Below are 16,319 nucleotides of genomic sequence, written 5' to 3'. Positions count from 1 at the left end.
GGATAAGGATGAGAGAAGCAGTCATTGTGAGTGCGGTGAGAACTCCTTTCGGCAAATACGGCGGTAGTTTAAAAGACTATAGCCCGGTCGATCTCGGAGCGATAGTCATGCAGGAAGTGCTGCGCCGGGTGAACTACACCGGCTCGGTGGATGATGTTTTTTGGGGTGTGGGGGATACGGCGTCGTTTCAAGATGTCTATACTCCGGTGATTGCCCGGCAAACGCTCTTAAAGGCCGGCTTGGCACCGGAAACGTCATCTTTGTCATTAGATAAGGCCTGTGTTTCGGCGACAACGGCTATTCGGCTGGGTTGTCAGGGTATTTTGGCGGGCGAAGCAGAGGTGGTGATTGCCGGTGGGGTAACGACGTTCAGCCAGATGCCGCTGATCGTTAGGAATCTTAGATTTACGGGCCACCGTATGGGGCCGGTTGTTATGGAAGATCCCCTTTTTGAACTGGGCTATAAGGATTTTGCGCCGGTAGCGGTCGATGCCGGAGAAGTGGCTTTGTTGCACGGGGTGAGCCGTCAGGAACAGGACGAATGGGCGGTGCGCAGTCACCATCTGTATGAGCAGGCTTACCATGCCGGAAAGTTCCAGGAGGAAATGATGCCTGTGAGAGTGCCACGCAAGCAGGGGGGGGATGACGTTTCTTTAGAGGTCGATGAGCAATACAGACCGGATGTATCCTTGGAGAAGCTGGCCAAGCTCAGCACGATCTATGGCAGTCCCACTTGTACGGCGGGCAATGCACCCGGCCTCAATGACGGCGCGACAGCGGTGCTCCTGATGAGTAAGAGCAAAGCTCGGAGTTTGGGTTTGCCTGTTTTAGCCACGGTGGTGACTGGAGTAAGCATAGCGTTAGAACCTCACCTTCTGGCAGAGGCACCTGCGGCAGCGATCCGGTCCGCTTTAGTTAAATCGAATCTCAAGCTTGGGGAGATGAAGCTGCTGGAGATTAACGAGGCTTTTGCGGCCGTGACTCTCGTCAGCAGCAAGATGTTGGCTGACGGTGACCGGGGAAAACTCCGGGAACTTCGGGACAGGTTGAATGTCAACGGCGGGGCTATTGCCATAGGGCACGCGAATACAGCCAGCGGTGCCCGGCTGGTCATGACTATGGTTCACGAACTTAGACGGAGGGGAGGTGGATATGGCGCGGTGGCCATTTGTGGCGGGTTGGCTCAAGGAGATGCAATTATTGTGCGAGTTGATTAGGGGGGTGAAGAGTTGTTTGAACTTAGTGAGGAACAAAAAGAAATTCAAAAGCTGGCCCGGGATTTTGCTAAGAACGAGATTATTCCTGTTGCTGCGGAATATGACGAGAAGGCCGAGTTTCCGTGGGCGGTGGTAAGAAAGGCCTTTGGAGTTGGTCTTTGGAACTTGAACATACCGGAAGAGTACGGTGGTCAGGGTCTGGATCATCTGACTGAGATTTTGGTGTATGAGGAGTTGGCCTACGGCTGTTTGGGGGTGTTTGGAGCTTTTGGCGGAACGAGTCTGGCGCTGACGCCCATCCTGATAAGCGGCAGCGAAGAACAGAAGCAAAGGTTTCTGCCTTCTTTTACGAAAACAGCCCGTTTGGCGGCTTTCGCTTTAACGGAGCCTAACGCCGGCTCAGACGCAAGCGCGATTGCGACCCAAGCCCGCAAAGTAGATAAGGGCTACGTCTTGAGCGGGACGAAGTGTTTTATCACGCATGGCGGTATAGCCGATCTTTATACAGTCATTGCCAGCACGGACAGAACCCGAGGTATCAAAGGTCTGACAGCTTTTCTGGTGCCAGGGGATACTCCCGGGCTGTCCATGGGCAAAAAGGAAGACAAGATGGGGGACCGGGCTTCTCACATTGCGGAAGTACTGTTTGAAGAGGTGCGGGTTCCTGTCGAAAATCGTTTGGGTAATGAAGGAGACGGTTTCAAAATTGCGATGCGTACCCTGGATATCACCCGGCCGACAATTGCCGCCGCTGCTGTCGGTGTTGCCCAGCGGGCATTGGATGAGGCCGTAAAATATGCCAAGCAGAGGATTCAGTTTGGCAAACCGATTGCCGAGCACCAGGCCATTCAATTCATGCTGGCCGATATGGTTATGCCTATCATGGCGTCAAGGGCACTTGTCCGCCAGGCGGCGGGGAAAATTGATGCGGGTACTGTTGATAGTATGTTGAGTGCAACCTGCAAATGCATGGCCAGTGATACAGCGATGAAGGTTACGGTCGATGCGCTTCAGATCTTTGGCGGCTATGGCTATATGAAAGATTACCCGATGGAAAAGCTGGTGCGCGATGCGAAAATTACTCAGATTTATGAAGGCACGAACCAAATCCAGAGACAAATTGTAGCCAACGCGTTGCTGAAACAGGATTAGGCACCAAGGTTTCTGAATTTTGCGATGATAGAAGGTTCCAATGAGGATGCGAACAAAAAAGGGGGGTATTTTATGAAAATAGCAAGGGTTGCCGTGGTGGGCGCCGGTACGATGGGTTCGGGAATTGTGCAGGTTGTAGCCCAAGCCGGGTATAGGGTGAGCATGTTGGATGTCAGTGAATCTGCGCTTACCCGCGGTCGTCAGATTATAGAGAAAAATCTGCTTAGATTGGAGGAGAAAAGCAAACTCAGTGCCGAAGAGAAAACAAATATTCTCGCTCGCATTACTCCAGGCGGTTCGTTGGATGCGGTCGCTGAGGCTGACTTGGTCATCGAGGCGGCGGTGGAACAACTTGACGTGAAAGTGCAAATCTTCCGGGATTTAGACCGGCTGGCTCCCCAACATGCTATTTTAGCTAGCAATACTTCTTCCCTGCCTATTACGGCCATTGCAGCGGCCACGCGGCGGCCTCATAACGTGCTGGGGATGCACTTTATGAATCCGGTTCCGGTGATGAAAGGGGTCGAATTAATCAAGGGAAGGCTTACTACGGAAGAAACGGTTAATACGGCGGTGGAGTTTTGCAAGAGTATCAATAAGGTGTCGGTGGTGGCCCAGGATTATGCCGGTTTTATTACCAGCCGCATTCTCAATGCCTATCTCAATGAGGCAGCTTACACGGTCATGGACGGCAATACGCCCAAGGATGTTGATGATGCCATGGTTTATTGCACCAATATGCCACAGGGTCCCTGTGCTCTTATGGATTTGGTGGGTATTGACGTCATAGTTTATGTTCTGGGGATTGTGGAGGAGGAATTTGGGCCTAAATTCAAGCCTGCTCCGCTGCTGAAACAAATGGTTCGTGCCGGTCAGCTGGGGCGCAAGACCGGGCAAGGCTTTTATAAGTATTAGCACGATCAGAGCGGGGCTCTGAAGGAGGGGAGCCATAATTCGTTGCGAAGATGGGGGGGTAAATTAATGGCAAACCTAATTGTGGAAAAGCAGGGGGCGGTTCTAGCCCTCGGTCTGAACCGTGAGCGCAGCCTGAATGCGCTAAACCAGGAAATGGTTGACGAATTATATCAGGTATTGGATGAATTAGAACGGGATAAAGGAACGAAGGTACTTCTCGTGCATGGTACGGACAAGGTATTTTGTGCCGGAGCGGATATTTCGGAAGCATCTAAAGCTTATGATGCCCCTTCCGGGTATGCTTTCAGTCGCAAGTACCAGTTGCTTTTCAGACGTGTAGAGAGTTTGGGGATCCCAGTTATCGCTGCCATCAGCGGATACGCCTTGGGAGGTGGGTGCGAGCTGGCCTTGGCCTGTGATATTCGCATCGCGTCAGAAACTGTCCAGCTAGGCGTACCGGAAATAAATATCGGTGCTTTTCCAGCAGGCGGAGGAACACAAAAACTGCCACGTTTGATTGGAACCGGCAAAGCTAAACAACTTCTCTTTACGGGGCGTCCATTAAAAGCTGCCGAGGCACTTCGAGTAGGGTTTGTTGATGAGGTGTATCCGGTTAGCGACTATTACGCGGCAGCACAGAACCTTGCCCAAGAGATCAGTACAAAGCCTCGTATGGCTCTTGAAGCGATGAAGCAATTGGTAAATAAGGGCATATCCCTGGATTTGGATCCGGCCTTGGAATTTGAAGCACGGGTTTTTTCGGCATTAACCACATCCGCGGATTTTCATGAAGGAACCAGAGCGTTTCTGGAGAAGCGGGCACCGTTGTTTGAAGATCGTTAGGTCACAGCTCTTAAGAGAGGGATTAATACAGTATACGAGGAGGTATTCTGATGATTAAAAGTGTTTATGGTTTGAACATTGCTGTCAAAGATCTTGATGCCGCTGCTCTTAAATACGAGCGGATGCTCGGGATTAAGCCTGTCAAAATTTTGAGCGAGGAAGATTTTGCCTTTCCTGGGTTAAAAGGAGTGGTCTTTGATGTTGGCGGCGTCCTGATTCATTTAATTGCTTCGCTAACGGATAATACTGCAATCGCTAAATTCTTAAATTCCAAAGGAGAAGGCGTATTCTTGGTTTCTTTGAGGTCGGATAATGTTGAGGAAGATATGGAACGCATGACGGAGGCAGGTGCCGTCTTTGTGTTGGACCAACCGGCTGCAGGAAAGTTTGGTACGGCGAATTTTATTCATCCTAAGTCTGCGTACGGTGTGCAAATTGAGGTTTACGATCCGGAGATACGGTAAATGTTCTGAATTTAGATAATATTTGTTGAAAACGAGGCTGGGAGAATGAACGAGAAAAACAGAAGTTTTGCCAATATCCGGGTGGGCGACAAGGCAACGGGCAGGAAGACTGTTATGGAGCAGGACGTTCGTCAATTTGCTCAAATCAGTGGAGATTTTAATCCGTTACACCTTGATGTAGAGTATGCCGGTTCTACTTGTTTCAAGCAGCGGATAGCTCACGGCATGTTGGTAGCAGGTATATTATCTGCTGTCTTGGGTAATGAATTGCCCGGTCCGGGAACGATTTACCTCTCCCAGACCATTCATTTTAAGTCTCCGGTTTTTTTAGGGGATACTGTTGTGGCCGAGGTTGAGGTTGTGGAAAAAATGCCGGCTGCCAAGCGTCTGAGGCTTAAGACCGTTTGCTTTAACCAAGGGGGCAGGGTTGTCTTGGAAGGGGAAGCAGTGGTGCAAATGGAAGAGAATTAAGTTGGTGTGAAAGCCGAGAGACTATTTTAATGTATTGGGGGAGGAACGGACATGGATGATGTAGTGATTGTAGCTGCCGTGCGTACACCGATCGGGAGTTACGGAGGGGTTTTTAAAGAGATGAGGGCACCGTCTTTAACCGTGCCGGTCATGCAGGAATTAGTTCGCCGGACAGCGATTGATCCCGGGATCATAGATGATGTGATCTGGGGCTGTTGTTATCAACGAACGAAAGATGAGACGAATTTGGCCAGGGTAGCAGCCCTCCAGGCAGGCATTCCGGTCGAGGTGCCGGCTGTAACAATCCACCGGACTTGTACTTCTGCTATGACGAGCTTGGCCTTTGGAACACAGGCTATTAGAAGTGGCGATGCTGACGTTATTATGGCCGGTGGCACAGAAAGTATGAGCACTGTTCCTTTCACAGTCGATGAGGTGCGCTGGGGTGCCCAAATGAAACATATTGAATTGCGTGATGCGATGTGGGACGGGCTTACTCAACTGGGAACCGGTGTCGGAATGGGTATAACGGCCGAGAATGTGGCCAAGAGATACAACATAAGTCGGGAGGCGCAGGACGAATTGGCCCTGTTAAGCCAGAGACGTGCCGTTAGCGCTATCAAGGACGGCCGTTTTAAGGACGAAATAGTAGCTGTTACGGTACCAAAGCGTAAAAGTGCTGGGGTAGTTGTGGATACGGATGAACATCCGCGTGCAGACGTAACCTTGGAGAAATTGGCCAAAGCGTCGCCTGCTTTTCAAAAAGACGGCACGGTGACCGCTGGGAATTCTTCCGGAATAAACGACGGTTCGGCCGGAGTGCTGATAATGTCCAGGAGCAAAGCGCAAAGCTTAGGAATCAGGCCGTTGGCCAAGGTGGTTTCCTATGCGGTAGCCGGGGTTGATCCGGATTACATGGGGATAGGTCCCGTGCCGGCAACCCGCAAGGCTTTGCAAAAAGCCGGTCTGAGCTTGGGAGATATCGATTTGTGGGAAGTTAACGAAGCTTTTGCCGCTCAGTATCTGGCAGTGGAAAAGGAACTGGGGCTGGATCGCAACATCACAAATGTTAACGGGAGCGGAATTGCGCTGGGCCATCCGGTAGGGAGCACTGGAATCAGAATAGTGGTGACTTTGCTCTACGAAATGGCCAAAAGAAATTTGCGAACAGGGTTGGCTACGCTTTGCTCCGGAGGTGGAATGGGTATGGCGGTCATTGTGGAAAGAGATTTAGACATGACCTATGCACTTAGTGGAAATATCTGAGACTTAGAAAAACCTTTTCCTAAAAACATTCGTATCTCCTCCGGCAAAAACGCATCAAAAAGCCTTGCAAAATTCCGCACTTCTGTGTCAATATAGACATAGACTTGCTGAGAACCTCTCCGGGTTTTTAGCTTGATCTCACAACGAGTGTGGAAAAGGCGGTTGACCATTTTGCCGTGGGTAATGCCTTCTTCTTCACTCGTTTTTTCTTTGTTCTCGTACCACTGAGCATAGTTCAGCAAGGTTTCTGCAACGAAAAGGAGCTCAATATGAGAGTGATGGTGAACTTCAGTCGTGGAGTGGCAATCATTTAGTCCCAGCTCTTGTTTAGCATTGCGGAAAAAGACTTCTATGCGCCAGCGTTTCATATATACCTTGAGGGCTTCGTGCGGTGCGTCAAAGCGATTGCTAATGATCAAATACGCCCCCCGATACGTAGCGGCTTGATCTTCTTTACTCTCTCCTTCCAAAAAAACTTCTTTCTCATCTGTTTCTATATCTTCTTTAAGACGCATAGCAGCAACAGCTGCAATAGGAGTGTAGCGGTATTTCTTTACGGTCTTTCCCCGTTTTCCGGTTGTTTCGTAGGGTAGCTTAATATAAATGTTCGGGATAGAAACAGAAACTAAGCCGGACCCCTGAACCTTAAGACGGGGGAACACTTCTTTGATCAACATTCGAGCATTCAGGGGCACGTAACGTTCACGCCCACTCCATGATTCAATCTCTTTGCGATAAAGGGCCGTATTTCGTTTAGCCTTTGTTACCCAATCAAAGGAATGGGCTGTTAGGAAATTAAAGAACTCCTTTTTCATATACCAACGATCCATAGCAATCCACGAACGACATTGAACCGACTCGCGGAGTTGGGTCAGCATTTCGCAAGCAAGATCAAACTTTGTAAGGCCTTCGCCTTTCGTTTCAGGTTTGCGCCAAATACGGTAACACAAGGGATATTCTAGGCCATTGCGGAGGATAGAATGAAGAGCAACAAGATTCATGCCCCAGACATTGATCTTTGAGCTGTGGTCAAAGAGCCAGCAGAGAAACGGTAATTGCTTTCCATAAGGGTGAGTAACGAGGGAATCATCGAGCGCCAGGACATCTCCTTCCTGGAGTTTTGTATCCGGGTCCTCTTGAAGGCGCTGAATTCGTTTACGACCGAAAAGAGACCAGTTATAGGCACTCGTTAAGAACCGACTTAAGGTATATTGAGTCATTTTCTTTCCTTGAAACATCATCTGGAGCAGGGTGTCTTGAGCTGCCACTCCTGCCATTTTAGATACGGAAGCACAACGGGCTACAAGACCTATAACGTAAAGGAAAGAGAGCATCCATGTGGGGACACCGCTAGACTTAATGATCCCAGACTGAGCTAAGAGAAACGAAAAGTCAAAACGGTCCCATAGTTTAAGGAGAATAGGGGCTCCAGCCGATTCACCATGGGGAGGTCGGAAAATTGGGGTTTAGCTAAAGTGTTCATGGGATGATCACCCTTAATCAAGAAGATATACCTTAAGTAATCAAGGTATCCATCGCGATTATGGGACGATTTCTAAAATGTCAAGGTGAAATTTGTCGAATACATCACTTTTTGGATTAAAATTTTTATTCCCGCATTTTTACTCAAACTGCATAGGTCATGTCCAACATTCAGTTAGGAGAAGTCAACGAGGCCTTCGCAGCTCAATATTTGGCGTGGCGGTAGAAAAGGAACTGGGGCTTGACCGTAACATTACAAATGTCAACGGCAGCGGCATTGCACTGGGTCATCCGGTTGGCTCCACCGGAATCCGCCTGGTAGTTTCTTTAATTTACGAAATGCAGAAACGAAACCTAAAGATAGGTTTAGCCTCCCTATGCTCAGGCGGAGGTATGGGGATGAGCGTGATTATCGAGAAGCTTTGATTTTCAGCCATAGGTGAGTTGTTAGATGAAGGAGGTCAGAGTAAATAATGGAGGTCGCAGTAGAAAAACGAGGCTATTACTATCCTTTTGCATTAGATTATGAACAATTGGTTAAAGATTACCCGCCTCATGTAGATTATTTTAACTCAATATGGAAGTGGCCAAGGGACAGAGTTCGGGAACTCCAGGAAAAAAGGTTTATGCAACAAGTGGCACGTGCCTGGCAAATACCGTTTTACCAAAGGTTGTGGGGAAAAGCCGGAATTGAACATGGAGATATTAAAGGGTTAGATGAGCTGCCAAAACTGCCCAGCTTTACTGTTTACGATTTGAGAGACAGCATCCGTGATTATCCACCATTTGGCGATTACCAGGGAGTAACCCCTGCCGATGCAGCAAGAATGCCCTTAATAATCCAGTCCAGTGGAGGGACAACAGGAACTCCCAGACCTATGTTTTACTCTGCTAAGGACAGAGAAGTTAGCTCAATCATTACTTCGCGGTTTCATCATATGCAAGGTATAAAACCGGGAGACATGGTTCAGATAATGTTTGCCTTCTCGACGGTAAACGCAGGTTTTTGGATGCGGGAAAGTTTGTGGAAATATACAGGGGCCATACCGCTAACCACCGGTACCGGTTCGGCTACCCCGACTAAACAACAAATCGACCTCGCAAAAACTTGGGGTTCCAGAGCTATGTGTGGTTTCCCTGACTATATTAGGTATCTAGCCTCGGTAGCCAAAGAGATGGGTATTGACCCGAGGAAAGACTTAAACATAAGGGTTATCCATACCTATCTTGGAAACCAGGACCGCAGCGATATCGAAGAGGCATTTGGCGCAAACGTTTATGACAACTATGGCACCCACGAAATGGTAGGCACTCCTGCCGGTGAATGTGGGTGTAAAAACGGTCGGCATATTATGGATGATGCTTATATTGTGGAAATTATGGATCCTTCTACGAAGAAAGTCCTAGAACCGGGACAAAAGGGTAACATCGTGGTAACAGACCTCTTTAAATATGTAACACCGCTCATTAGGTACGATACGAATGATGTCTCGCAGATTCTAACACATGAATGTTCATGTGGAGGGAAAACACCGCTTCTGGACAAGCTTTATGGGCGGGCCGACAATATGATTAAACTAAGGGGGGTAAATGTTTTTCCTGATGCCATTGGTTCAATCGTCGCCGAAGATAAGCGTACAACTAAGGAGTATTTCTGTGTTGTTGAGAGGAAAGGAGAAGGATTAAACGTAAGGGACGAGATGACTGTTTTGGTAGAGTCCATTGATGATTCTGTCGACCGGGAAGTTTTGAAAAATGACCTGGAGGTTGCTTTGAAAGCTAGCCTTGAGGTAAAAATGAATGTCCAAGTGTTCGGCAAAGACGAGCTTGAGCCATACACCCAAAGGTCAACAACCACCAAAACTAAAAGACTGTTGGACAAAAGAAGTGAAAACCAGAGATAAACTGTTAAAAGTTTGCTGGCAAAGAGAGAAGGGTAACGGAGTTAGATTTGAAAGTGAGGCGAAAATAATTATGAGTAAGAAAATTTGGACTGTTTTGCTAATAGTTGTAATGTCCTTTGCCCTTGTGGCTACTGGCTGCTCAAGCACGAAGGAAACTGCTACCACAGGATCCTCTTCTAGTGGCGGAGATAAATCCCCGATACAAGTTGGTGTAATCGCTGATCAAACCGGTACCGCTTCCTACTATTCAAAACTAACAGTTGATGGTATTAATGTAGCTGTGGATGAAGTTAATGCCAATGGTGGAATTAACGGCAGACCTCTTAAACTAGTTATTGAAAATGACAATGGAGATCCGACGACATCAGCTGCTAAGGCAAAGAAACTGGCCGATGACACTCAAACCGTAGCCATAATTTCTGCGACAGGTTCTGGTGGAACTTTACAGAACCAAACTGTAACAGAACAAATGAAAATAGTTAACCTGTCCCCAACCAATGTTAACAATCCTCTGACCGAAGGAAAAACACTTAAATACTTCTTTGAAATGATGCCGAAAGATTCAGAATGGGTAAACACACTTTTTAAAATCACAAGTCAAAAGCATAAGAAGCTGGGAATTGTTGTGGACAACACCCAAACCGGTATTTCTGTGAGGGATTCTTGGGTCAAAAAACTTGAAGCACTGGGAGTAACGCCAGCGGCAGTTGAACAAATAAATGTTGGTGCTACAGATGCGACTCCCTCAGTTCTGCGTATGCGAAACGCCGGAGTTGACGGTATTTTGGTGGGTGGCTCCAGCGTGCCCGAGATTGCCCTGTTTATGCGGGGAATGAAAAGCGTAGGATGGAGCGTACCGGTTTACGGTACATGGGCGTTGACAGTTCCCAGTTTCCCTAAAATGGGTGGTGATTCTATGGAAGGGCTAATTGCAGTTGACGCAATTAACGATGAATCCCCGGCTATCAAAAAACTGCAGGATACAATGCGTAAAAAACTAGGTAACGACTATACGGTGAGTGCATTTAATGCTTGTGGCTATACCAGTGTCATGCTGCTATCTGAGGCTCTGAAGCAAAGCGGTACTGACCGAGAAAAAGTACGCGAAGCCCTGGAAAAAATAGAATTTACCAGTATTTTAGGTACAAATGCTAATGCCAAAATCAAGTTTGACCTGACGAACCGCCAAGGGGTTAACCCCTCCGAAATAACCTTGCGGGTAATCAAGGGCGGCAAGTATACGATGTATAAATAAGTTGCTTAAGGGGGACGACGTCTTGTGGTCCCCCTTAAACCGGATTTTATGGAAAGGAGGCATGCCAGTGCTAGTACAATTGGCTGTCTCGGGCCTTCAGACTGGAAGTCTCTACGCATTAGTGGCTCTGGGGCTGTACGTAATCAATAAATCCACCGGAGTAATAAATTTCGCTCAAGGTGAATTTGTGACATTAGGCGCCCTGATCTCAGCTGTCACATTTGCCTCGTGGAAATGGTCATATCCCATAGCTCTAATATCTAGCATGGTTGTAGTGGGGTTGCTTGCGGTAATTATCCAAATTTCAAGTGTCCGGCCCCTAAACCGCCGCGGTAATGATGTTTTGCTAATGGTTATGGTAATGATTGCGATGATGACGGTTATACAACAGCTCGCTAAGTTGGTATTCGGGGCGGAAATTAAACCTGTGTCATCCCCCTTATCAGGTCAACCAATTGTTTTTGGGGGGAATTCGCTCTTTGTGTTGCCTCACACAATCTATATCTGGATTATTACTACCATAGTTTTTGTGGTTATTTATCTCTTCTACCGTTTTACTAGAATCGGCAAATTATTTAGAGCGGTGGGGATCGACCGTGAAATAGCTAAGGTTGTGGGTATTAATATTAAGTTTGTGGATACTACAGCATTTTTAATTGGTGGAGCAATTGGAGCACTTGGCGGAGTACTGTTGGCTCCAATTAGCGGAGCCCATTTTCTTATTGGCCAGAACATGACTATTTACGGTTTTGTCGCTTTGGTTTTGGGCGGGGTTGACCGTGCAGAAGGGGCGTTGGTAGGCGGTCTAGTTCTCGGGATTGTCCAAGTGCTGTCGGCAGAATATGTTTCTTCAATATTTGCCTCCGGTATTACCCTTTGTTTACTATTATTGATGCTTTTGATACGCCCGCAAGGACTGTTAGGCAAAAAAGGAGGCTGAGGGCAAGCATGAAAAAATATTTAAATTTGCTATGGTTGGGTGTTCTTTTTGCCCCGGTTCTAAGTGATAAACAGTATTATCAGCATACTTTGACTACAATGAGTATCATGGCTATTCTCTCAATGGGGTTTAATTTGGTATTTGGTATAACCGGAAAATTATCGTTAGCCTCCAGCGCCTTTTATGCTCTAGGGGCATATGGATCTGCAGTCCTTGTCACAAAATTTGGTTTACCCTACTGGGGAGCAATTCTTATTTCTCTTGCCTTAAGTATCCTAATAGCCGTAATCACGGGGGTCCCCACCCTGAGACTGGAAGGTTTTTATTTCGCAGTGGCAACCCTGGCACTTTCCATGCTTTCAGAAGTAATTCTCCTGCAGTGGGGAACGGTCACTGGGGGAGCATCGGGAATCGCCCTGGAAATTGGCAGTAATATCAGCAGTATGGTTTTAACTACGCTTACGATGGCGATAACGGCTGTAATTTTTATCTTGCTGCAAGTGTTAATGCATTCTCCAGTGGGAAGGGCCTTTCTGGCAATTCGTGAAGGTGAAGCGGCTGCCGCTTCTTTAGGAATAGATACAGTCTATTATAAGGTTCTAGCGTTCATTATTTCTGGGATTATATCTGCGGTTGCAGGTATCATGTATATCCTGGATTTTCATTTTATCAACCCCGGAGCCTTTTCGATTAGCGTAGTCTTTACATTATTATTTATGGTCGTCATCGGGGGGCTTGGGTCTACACGAGGGGCAATCCTAGGGGCATTTGTATTATCGTTAATTCCTGAATTACTTTCAGCTATAGGCGAATACCAATTGCTAGTATACGGTATCATAGTCACTCTAGTAATCCTTTTTGTACCTGGGGGTCTTGAATCAATCATAAAGCGGGTAAAGGGATACTTAGGGGGAATTGTTCATGGCTGAGGAAATACTGAGGATAAGAGAGGTGACTAAGAGTTTCGGTGGGGTCCAGGCGTTGGAAAATGTAAATATGACGGTTGCCAAAGGTGAAATCAAGGGGCTGATTGGGCCAAACGGGGCAGGAAAAAGCACCATTGTCAATATAATATCCGGATTTTTGAAACCCGACAAAGGACAAGTGCTATTTGGTCAGATCAATCTCATAGGTAAGAAGCCTCATTATATATGTGAGTTAGGAATAACACGTATTTTTCAACAATTGCATATATTTGGTGAGATGACCGTATTAGATAATGTTTTAGTTGGAAGGCATATGCACTCTAATCATGGTCTATTTAGCTCGATTTTGCGAACAAAGGGTTTTCGGGCATCGGAGTCATCAGCACACAGCCATGTGCTGGAACTGCTTGAGTTATTTCGTCTTACCCATCTGGCGGAAGTTCAAGCCAATACTCTATCTTTTGGCGAGCAGCGACTTGTTGAGATAGTTCGTGCGCTGGCTACAAATCCCACAATTCTCATTCTTGATGAGCCTGCGGCAGGACTTGCTGATTCTGATGTGAACCGTCTTCAACAGACTTTGCGCCAGATACAACAACGCGGAACCACAATCTTTGTAATTGAACATAATATGAAATTTGTAATGTCCACTTGTGACAGCCTAAGTGTACTAAACTTCGGAACTATTATTGCTCAAGGACCCACGGCAACGGTCAGGCAGGATTCTGCTGTTATCAAGGCCTATCTTGGACGCTCAGGGGGAAAGCAAAATGCTGAAAATCAATGATTTAGTTACAGGATATAGCAGTATTGAAGTCCTCCACGGCATTTCGATGAACATAGAACAAGGAGAGGCTATTGGTGTACTTGGCGCAAACGGAGCAGGTAAAACTACTCTCCTTAAATCAATCATGGGACTATTAAAACCCTTGAAAGGTGAAATATTGCTAAATAATGCCCCGGTAACAGGGATGACTGCAAACTTGATGGTACAAAAAGGAGTAGTATTGGTACCCGAAGGACGTGGGATTTTTTATCCCCTCACGGTGGCGGAAAATTTGGAATTGGGTTATCTGGTGGTAAAAGGAAGGACCAGTAAGACTGAATGGGATCAAAGGATTCAATGGGTACTTGATTTATTTCCTGAGTTGGGTAAGCGTTGGAAGCAATGTGCTGGCACTTTAAGCGGTGGGCAACAGCAGATGCTGGCAATCGGCCGGGCCCTAATGTCACAACCCAAAATCCTCTTGCTCGACGAGCCATCCCTAGGTCTGGCACCTTTGGTGGTAGATAGCATTATCGAATCTCTACGCTATCTGGTGGATAGTGGAATGACCGTAATTTTAGTTGAACAAAAAATAGAGAGTGCACTTGAACTTGTCAACCGTGCATACGTACTTAGTAATGGTAAAATTGTATACTTGGAAAGATCAGAAGTACTTAAAAATGTTGATTCCGAATTGTTAGAGAAAGCCTACCTTGGCTCTTGATGAAAACGATAGTCGAATAAAAACGTGTTTCTAATTCCAAGCCTAGACATTAAATATGACCTGAGTGAGAACAAATGCTTTTTGAATTTAACGGAAAAAACCAAACATAGCAGCTTCGGCTTTTATTGCACCTAACGCTGCACTAATTGGAGATGTAACCATCGGGGAAAATGCCAGCATATGGTTCGGTGCTTGGATATTCCGCCGAGAAAAAACACCTAAACCGCCGAAGTTGAACAGTTGAACCGTCGAGATTGAACACCCTTTCCGCACAGGTTGTACATTGATAGCCAAAGGAGCACATGGTATACTCAAGCTGCTTTTACTCATAAGCAGGATAGGGTAACACTGAGGAGTGACCTGAGCGGCATATGAGGTTTTAGCGGAGAGAGTGATGCCGGTGGGTGTCGCTCTTTTTCGTAAAAGCAACATAAACATCACTCTTTCTGGAAAACTAATGCGATATTATCTAAAGCTTTAGATAATATCGCTTTGGTTCTGCCCGTAAGGAAGGAGAGGAAGAAAACCATCTGTTTCCTTCCTCCGGCAGAAACCGGTTGGGCGCTCAGGTTGCTCTCCAGCAGAGCCTTATCCTCCCATACCGGCAAGAGCCAGTTATATTTTAACCAAAAATTACGAGTTTAAGGACTCAACCAAATTTGACAATTCCACTTCCATCTCCTCTGCAGTCAAGTATTTAGGCGGAGCAGTCGGCGTTTTCTTTTCGGGTATGGACATAATGTCGCGGCATAGGACGGTGTAGATAACAGATTCAGACTGTATGTACTGAAATAGTGATTTGAGTGCGGACAGGCGTTGGTTTCTTGATGTGGCGCAATTGTTCCGCTTCGTTTCTAACCAGAGTTCTTAAAGTATTTATGCTTTCAGATTAAAAGGGAAAAGTAATCCTTTCAACATCAGTTTCATTATTTTGTCGTGCACCAACTGATTTCGATGGCCTGGATTCTTGCAATGCTATCTAATAAAATCATTGTAAGGGGATGTAAAAAATTATTGACGAAGTTTTACCCAATCTGTACCGGATTGAAATTCCCTTGCCCGAAAATCCATTGAAATCTCTCAATTCATATGTGGTCAAGGCGGGAAAACGCAACCTAATCGTGGACACGGGATTTAATCGTGAAGAATGCATGAGTGCGATGCATTCTGGGTTAAAAGAAATTGGCGTAGATTTAAGGGGAACCGACTTTCTTCTTACCCATTTACATGCTGATCACTCGGGTCTGGTTTCAACTCTCGCCACCAATACGTCAGTAATATACTGTACCAAGGTGGATGGAGAAATTTTCAATACACGAGACCCATGGAAACAAATGCGGGACTTTACTCGGGGCAGTGGAATTCCCGAAAACGACATCCGGAAAGCGGTGGAGTTGTTCCCGATCGCCAAGAGTCATCTAGACTTTAGGTTTCTGCAAGAAGGAGATACCTTAAACTATGGTGACTACCTATTCCGTTGTGTCGAAACTCCTGGTCATACAAAAGGTCATATGTGCCTTTATGAGGCCGAGAAAAATATATTGGTCTCCGGAGACCATATTTTAGGTGAGATAACACCCAATATTTCAGCCTGGTCCTATGAGGAAGATCCCTTGGCAGAATACTTCAATAGTTTGGATAAGGTTTATGGACTAGAGATTAAGCTTGTCTTGCCTGGACATAGGGCAGTAATTACCGATTGTAAAAAAAGAATTCAGCAGCTGAGACTTCACCATCAGACAAGGTTGGAAGAAACTGTATCTATCTTGGAAAAAGGCAGTAAAAACGCTTTTGAGGTAGCGGCACAGATGACCTGGGAGATGAGTTATAAATCTTGGGATTTGTTTCCTGTAGCGCAAAAGTTGTTCACCTTTGGTGAGGCATTAGCCCACTTGCTCTATCTTGAAGGAAAAGGGAAAATACGTAAGGATCTCATCGACCAAAAGATGGTCTTTATTCTGAAACAAACCGGTTAGACAAAAAAGGGCGAAGCA

At 46.5% G+C, this 16,319-nt stretch carries 17 protein-coding genes; 15 read left to right on the top strand and 2 right to left on the bottom strand.

The window, feature by feature from the left end; translation table 11 throughout:
- The first annotated feature begins 8 nt into the window (after positions 1-8).
- The 7 genes from ACYQ2N_RS05905 to ACYQ2N_RS05875 all read left to right on the top strand — a co-directional run bounded on the left by ACYQ2N_RS05905 (position 9) and on the right by ACYQ2N_RS05875 (position 6,328).
- On the top strand, positions 9-1,217 hold the full coding sequence (locus ACYQ2N_RS05905) for a thiolase family protein (protein ID WP_459998134.1): 1,209 nt from the start codon (positions 9-11) through the stop codon (positions 1,215-1,217).
- A gap of 12 nt (positions 1,218-1,229) precedes the next feature.
- Positions 1,230-2,369: an acyl-CoA dehydrogenase family protein gene (locus ACYQ2N_RS05900; RefSeq protein ID WP_459998133.1), complete on the top strand. Its 1,140-nt coding sequence runs from the start codon at positions 1,230-1,232 to the stop codon at positions 2,367-2,369.
- A 72-nt stretch (positions 2,370-2,441) separates the two neighbouring features.
- The gene (locus ACYQ2N_RS05895; protein ID WP_459998132.1) at positions 2,442-3,284 is read left to right on the top strand and encodes a 3-hydroxyacyl-CoA dehydrogenase family protein; all 843 of its coding nucleotides are present in this window, start codon (positions 2,442-2,444) and stop codon (positions 3,282-3,284) included.
- A gap of 66 nt (positions 3,285-3,350) precedes the next feature.
- Positions 3,351-4,127 (top strand): enoyl-CoA hydratase/isomerase family protein, encoded by a 777-nt coding sequence (locus tag ACYQ2N_RS05890; protein WP_459998130.1) that lies wholly within the window; start codon positions 3,351-3,353, stop codon positions 4,125-4,127.
- A 50-nt stretch (positions 4,128-4,177) separates the two neighbouring features.
- Positions 4,178-4,591, top strand: coding sequence for a VOC family protein (locus ACYQ2N_RS05885; RefSeq protein ID WP_459998128.1), 414 nt, complete (start codon positions 4,178-4,180; stop codon positions 4,589-4,591).
- 45 nt (positions 4,592-4,636) lie between these two features.
- A complete protein-coding gene (locus ACYQ2N_RS05880; RefSeq protein WP_459998127.1) occupies positions 4,637-5,062 on the top strand; it encodes a MaoC family dehydratase in 426 nt (141 codons plus the stop codon).
- A gap of 51 nt (positions 5,063-5,113) precedes the next feature.
- Positions 5,114-6,328, top strand: a complete 1,215-nt coding sequence (locus ACYQ2N_RS05875; protein WP_459998126.1) for a thiolase family protein — start codon at positions 5,114-5,116, stop codon at positions 6,326-6,328.
- Here the strand turns inward: ACYQ2N_RS05875 and ACYQ2N_RS05870 are convergent.
- A complete protein-coding gene (locus ACYQ2N_RS05870) occupies positions 6,304-7,596 on the bottom strand; it encodes a transposase (protein ID WP_459998125.1) in 1,293 nt (430 codons plus the stop codon). The genes ACYQ2N_RS05875 and ACYQ2N_RS05870 overlap by 25 nt on opposite strands.
- A gap of 430 nt (positions 7,597-8,026) precedes the next feature.
- On the opposite strand from ACYQ2N_RS05870, the gene ACYQ2N_RS05865 reads away from it, so the two are divergent.
- The 7 genes from ACYQ2N_RS05865 (at position 8,027) to ACYQ2N_RS05835 (ending at position 14,325) form a co-directional block, all read left to right on the top strand.
- On the top strand, positions 8,027-8,236 hold the full coding sequence (locus ACYQ2N_RS05865; protein WP_459998124.1) for a hypothetical protein: 210 nt from the start codon (positions 8,027-8,029) through the stop codon (positions 8,234-8,236).
- A gap of 47 nt (positions 8,237-8,283) precedes the next feature.
- A complete protein-coding gene (locus ACYQ2N_RS05860) occupies positions 8,284-9,714 on the top strand; it encodes a phenylacetate--CoA ligase family protein (RefSeq protein ID WP_459998123.1) in 1,431 nt (476 codons plus the stop codon).
- Positions 9,715-9,784: 70 nt separating this feature from the next.
- Positions 9,785-10,969, top strand: coding sequence for an ABC transporter substrate-binding protein (locus ACYQ2N_RS05855; RefSeq protein ID WP_459998122.1), 1,185 nt, complete (start codon positions 9,785-9,787; stop codon positions 10,967-10,969).
- Positions 10,970-11,036: 67 nt separating this feature from the next.
- The gene (locus ACYQ2N_RS05850) at positions 11,037-11,909 is read left to right on the top strand and encodes a branched-chain amino acid ABC transporter permease (protein ID WP_459998121.1); all 873 of its coding nucleotides are present in this window, start codon (positions 11,037-11,039) and stop codon (positions 11,907-11,909) included.
- Positions 11,846-12,838, top strand: a complete 993-nt coding sequence (locus tag ACYQ2N_RS05845; protein WP_459998119.1) for a branched-chain amino acid ABC transporter permease — start codon at positions 11,846-11,848, stop codon at positions 12,836-12,838. The genes ACYQ2N_RS05850 and ACYQ2N_RS05845 overlap by 64 nt, the downstream gene beginning before the upstream one ends.
- Positions 12,831-13,622: an ABC transporter ATP-binding protein gene (locus ACYQ2N_RS05840; protein ID WP_459998118.1), complete on the top strand. Its 792-nt coding sequence runs from the start codon at positions 12,831-12,833 to the stop codon at positions 13,620-13,622. The genes ACYQ2N_RS05845 and ACYQ2N_RS05840 overlap by 8 nt, the downstream gene beginning before the upstream one ends.
- Entirely contained in the window at positions 13,606-14,325 is a 720-nt protein-coding gene (locus ACYQ2N_RS05835) for an ABC transporter ATP-binding protein (protein ID WP_459998117.1), read from the top strand. The genes ACYQ2N_RS05840 and ACYQ2N_RS05835 overlap by 17 nt, the downstream gene beginning before the upstream one ends.
- 87 nt (positions 14,326-14,412) lie before the next feature.
- Here ACYQ2N_RS05835 and ACYQ2N_RS05830 read toward each other — a convergent pair whose 3' ends face one another.
- Positions 14,413-14,757 carry a hypothetical protein gene (locus ACYQ2N_RS05830; RefSeq protein WP_459998115.1) on the bottom strand — a complete coding sequence of 115 codons (345 nt, stop codon included), beginning with the start codon at positions 14,755-14,757 and terminating at the stop codon, positions 14,413-14,415.
- Between the two features lie 623 nt (positions 14,758-15,380).
- Here ACYQ2N_RS05830 and ACYQ2N_RS05825 point away from each other — a divergent pair.
- The gene (locus ACYQ2N_RS05825) at positions 15,381-16,301 is read left to right on the top strand and encodes an MBL fold metallo-hydrolase (RefSeq protein ID WP_459998114.1); all 921 of its coding nucleotides are present in this window, start codon (positions 15,381-15,383) and stop codon (positions 16,299-16,301) included.
- Positions 16,302-16,319: the final 18 nt, after the last annotated feature.

The organism is Paradesulfitobacterium aromaticivorans, from assembly GCF_054657415.1.
The sequence above is the reverse complement of the archived record's forward strand: the minus strand, read 5'-3'. Positions and strand labels throughout refer to the sequence as shown.

What these genes read in the sequence shown, in the direction of transcription:
- ACYQ2N_RS05880 (WP_459998127.1), top strand. Translation starts at nt 4,637, where the DNA reads ATGAACGAGAAAAACAGAAGTTTTGCCAATATCCGGGTGGGCGACAAG.
- ACYQ2N_RS05860 (WP_459998123.1), top strand. Translation starts at nt 8,284, where the DNA reads ATGGAGGTCGCAGTAGAAAAACGAGGCTATTACTATCCTTTTGCATTA.
- ACYQ2N_RS05835 (WP_459998117.1), top strand. Translation starts at nt 13,606, where the DNA reads ATGCTGAAAATCAATGATTTAGTTACAGGATATAGCAGTATTGAAGTC.
- ACYQ2N_RS05830 (WP_459998115.1), bottom strand. Translation starts at nt 14,757, where the DNA reads ATGTTGCTTTTACGAAAAAGAGCGACACCCACCGGCATCACTCTCTCC.
- ACYQ2N_RS05905 (WP_459998134.1), top strand. Translation starts at nt 9, where the DNA reads ATGAGAGAAGCAGTCATTGTGAGTGCGGTGAGAACTCCTTTCGGCAAA.
- ACYQ2N_RS05855 (WP_459998122.1), top strand. Translation starts at nt 9,785, where the DNA reads ATGAGTAAGAAAATTTGGACTGTTTTGCTAATAGTTGTAATGTCCTTT.
- ACYQ2N_RS05875 (WP_459998126.1), top strand. Translation starts at nt 5,114, where the DNA reads ATGGATGATGTAGTGATTGTAGCTGCCGTGCGTACACCGATCGGGAGT.
- ACYQ2N_RS05890 (WP_459998130.1), top strand. Translation starts at nt 3,351, where the DNA reads ATGGCAAACCTAATTGTGGAAAAGCAGGGGGCGGTTCTAGCCCTCGGT.
- ACYQ2N_RS05895 (WP_459998132.1), top strand. Translation starts at nt 2,442, where the DNA reads ATGAAAATAGCAAGGGTTGCCGTGGTGGGCGCCGGTACGATGGGTTCG.
- ACYQ2N_RS05885 (WP_459998128.1), top strand. Translation starts at nt 4,178, where the DNA reads ATGATTAAAAGTGTTTATGGTTTGAACATTGCTGTCAAAGATCTTGAT.
- ACYQ2N_RS05840 (WP_459998118.1), top strand. Translation starts at nt 12,831, where the DNA reads ATGGCTGAGGAAATACTGAGGATAAGAGAGGTGACTAAGAGTTTCGGT.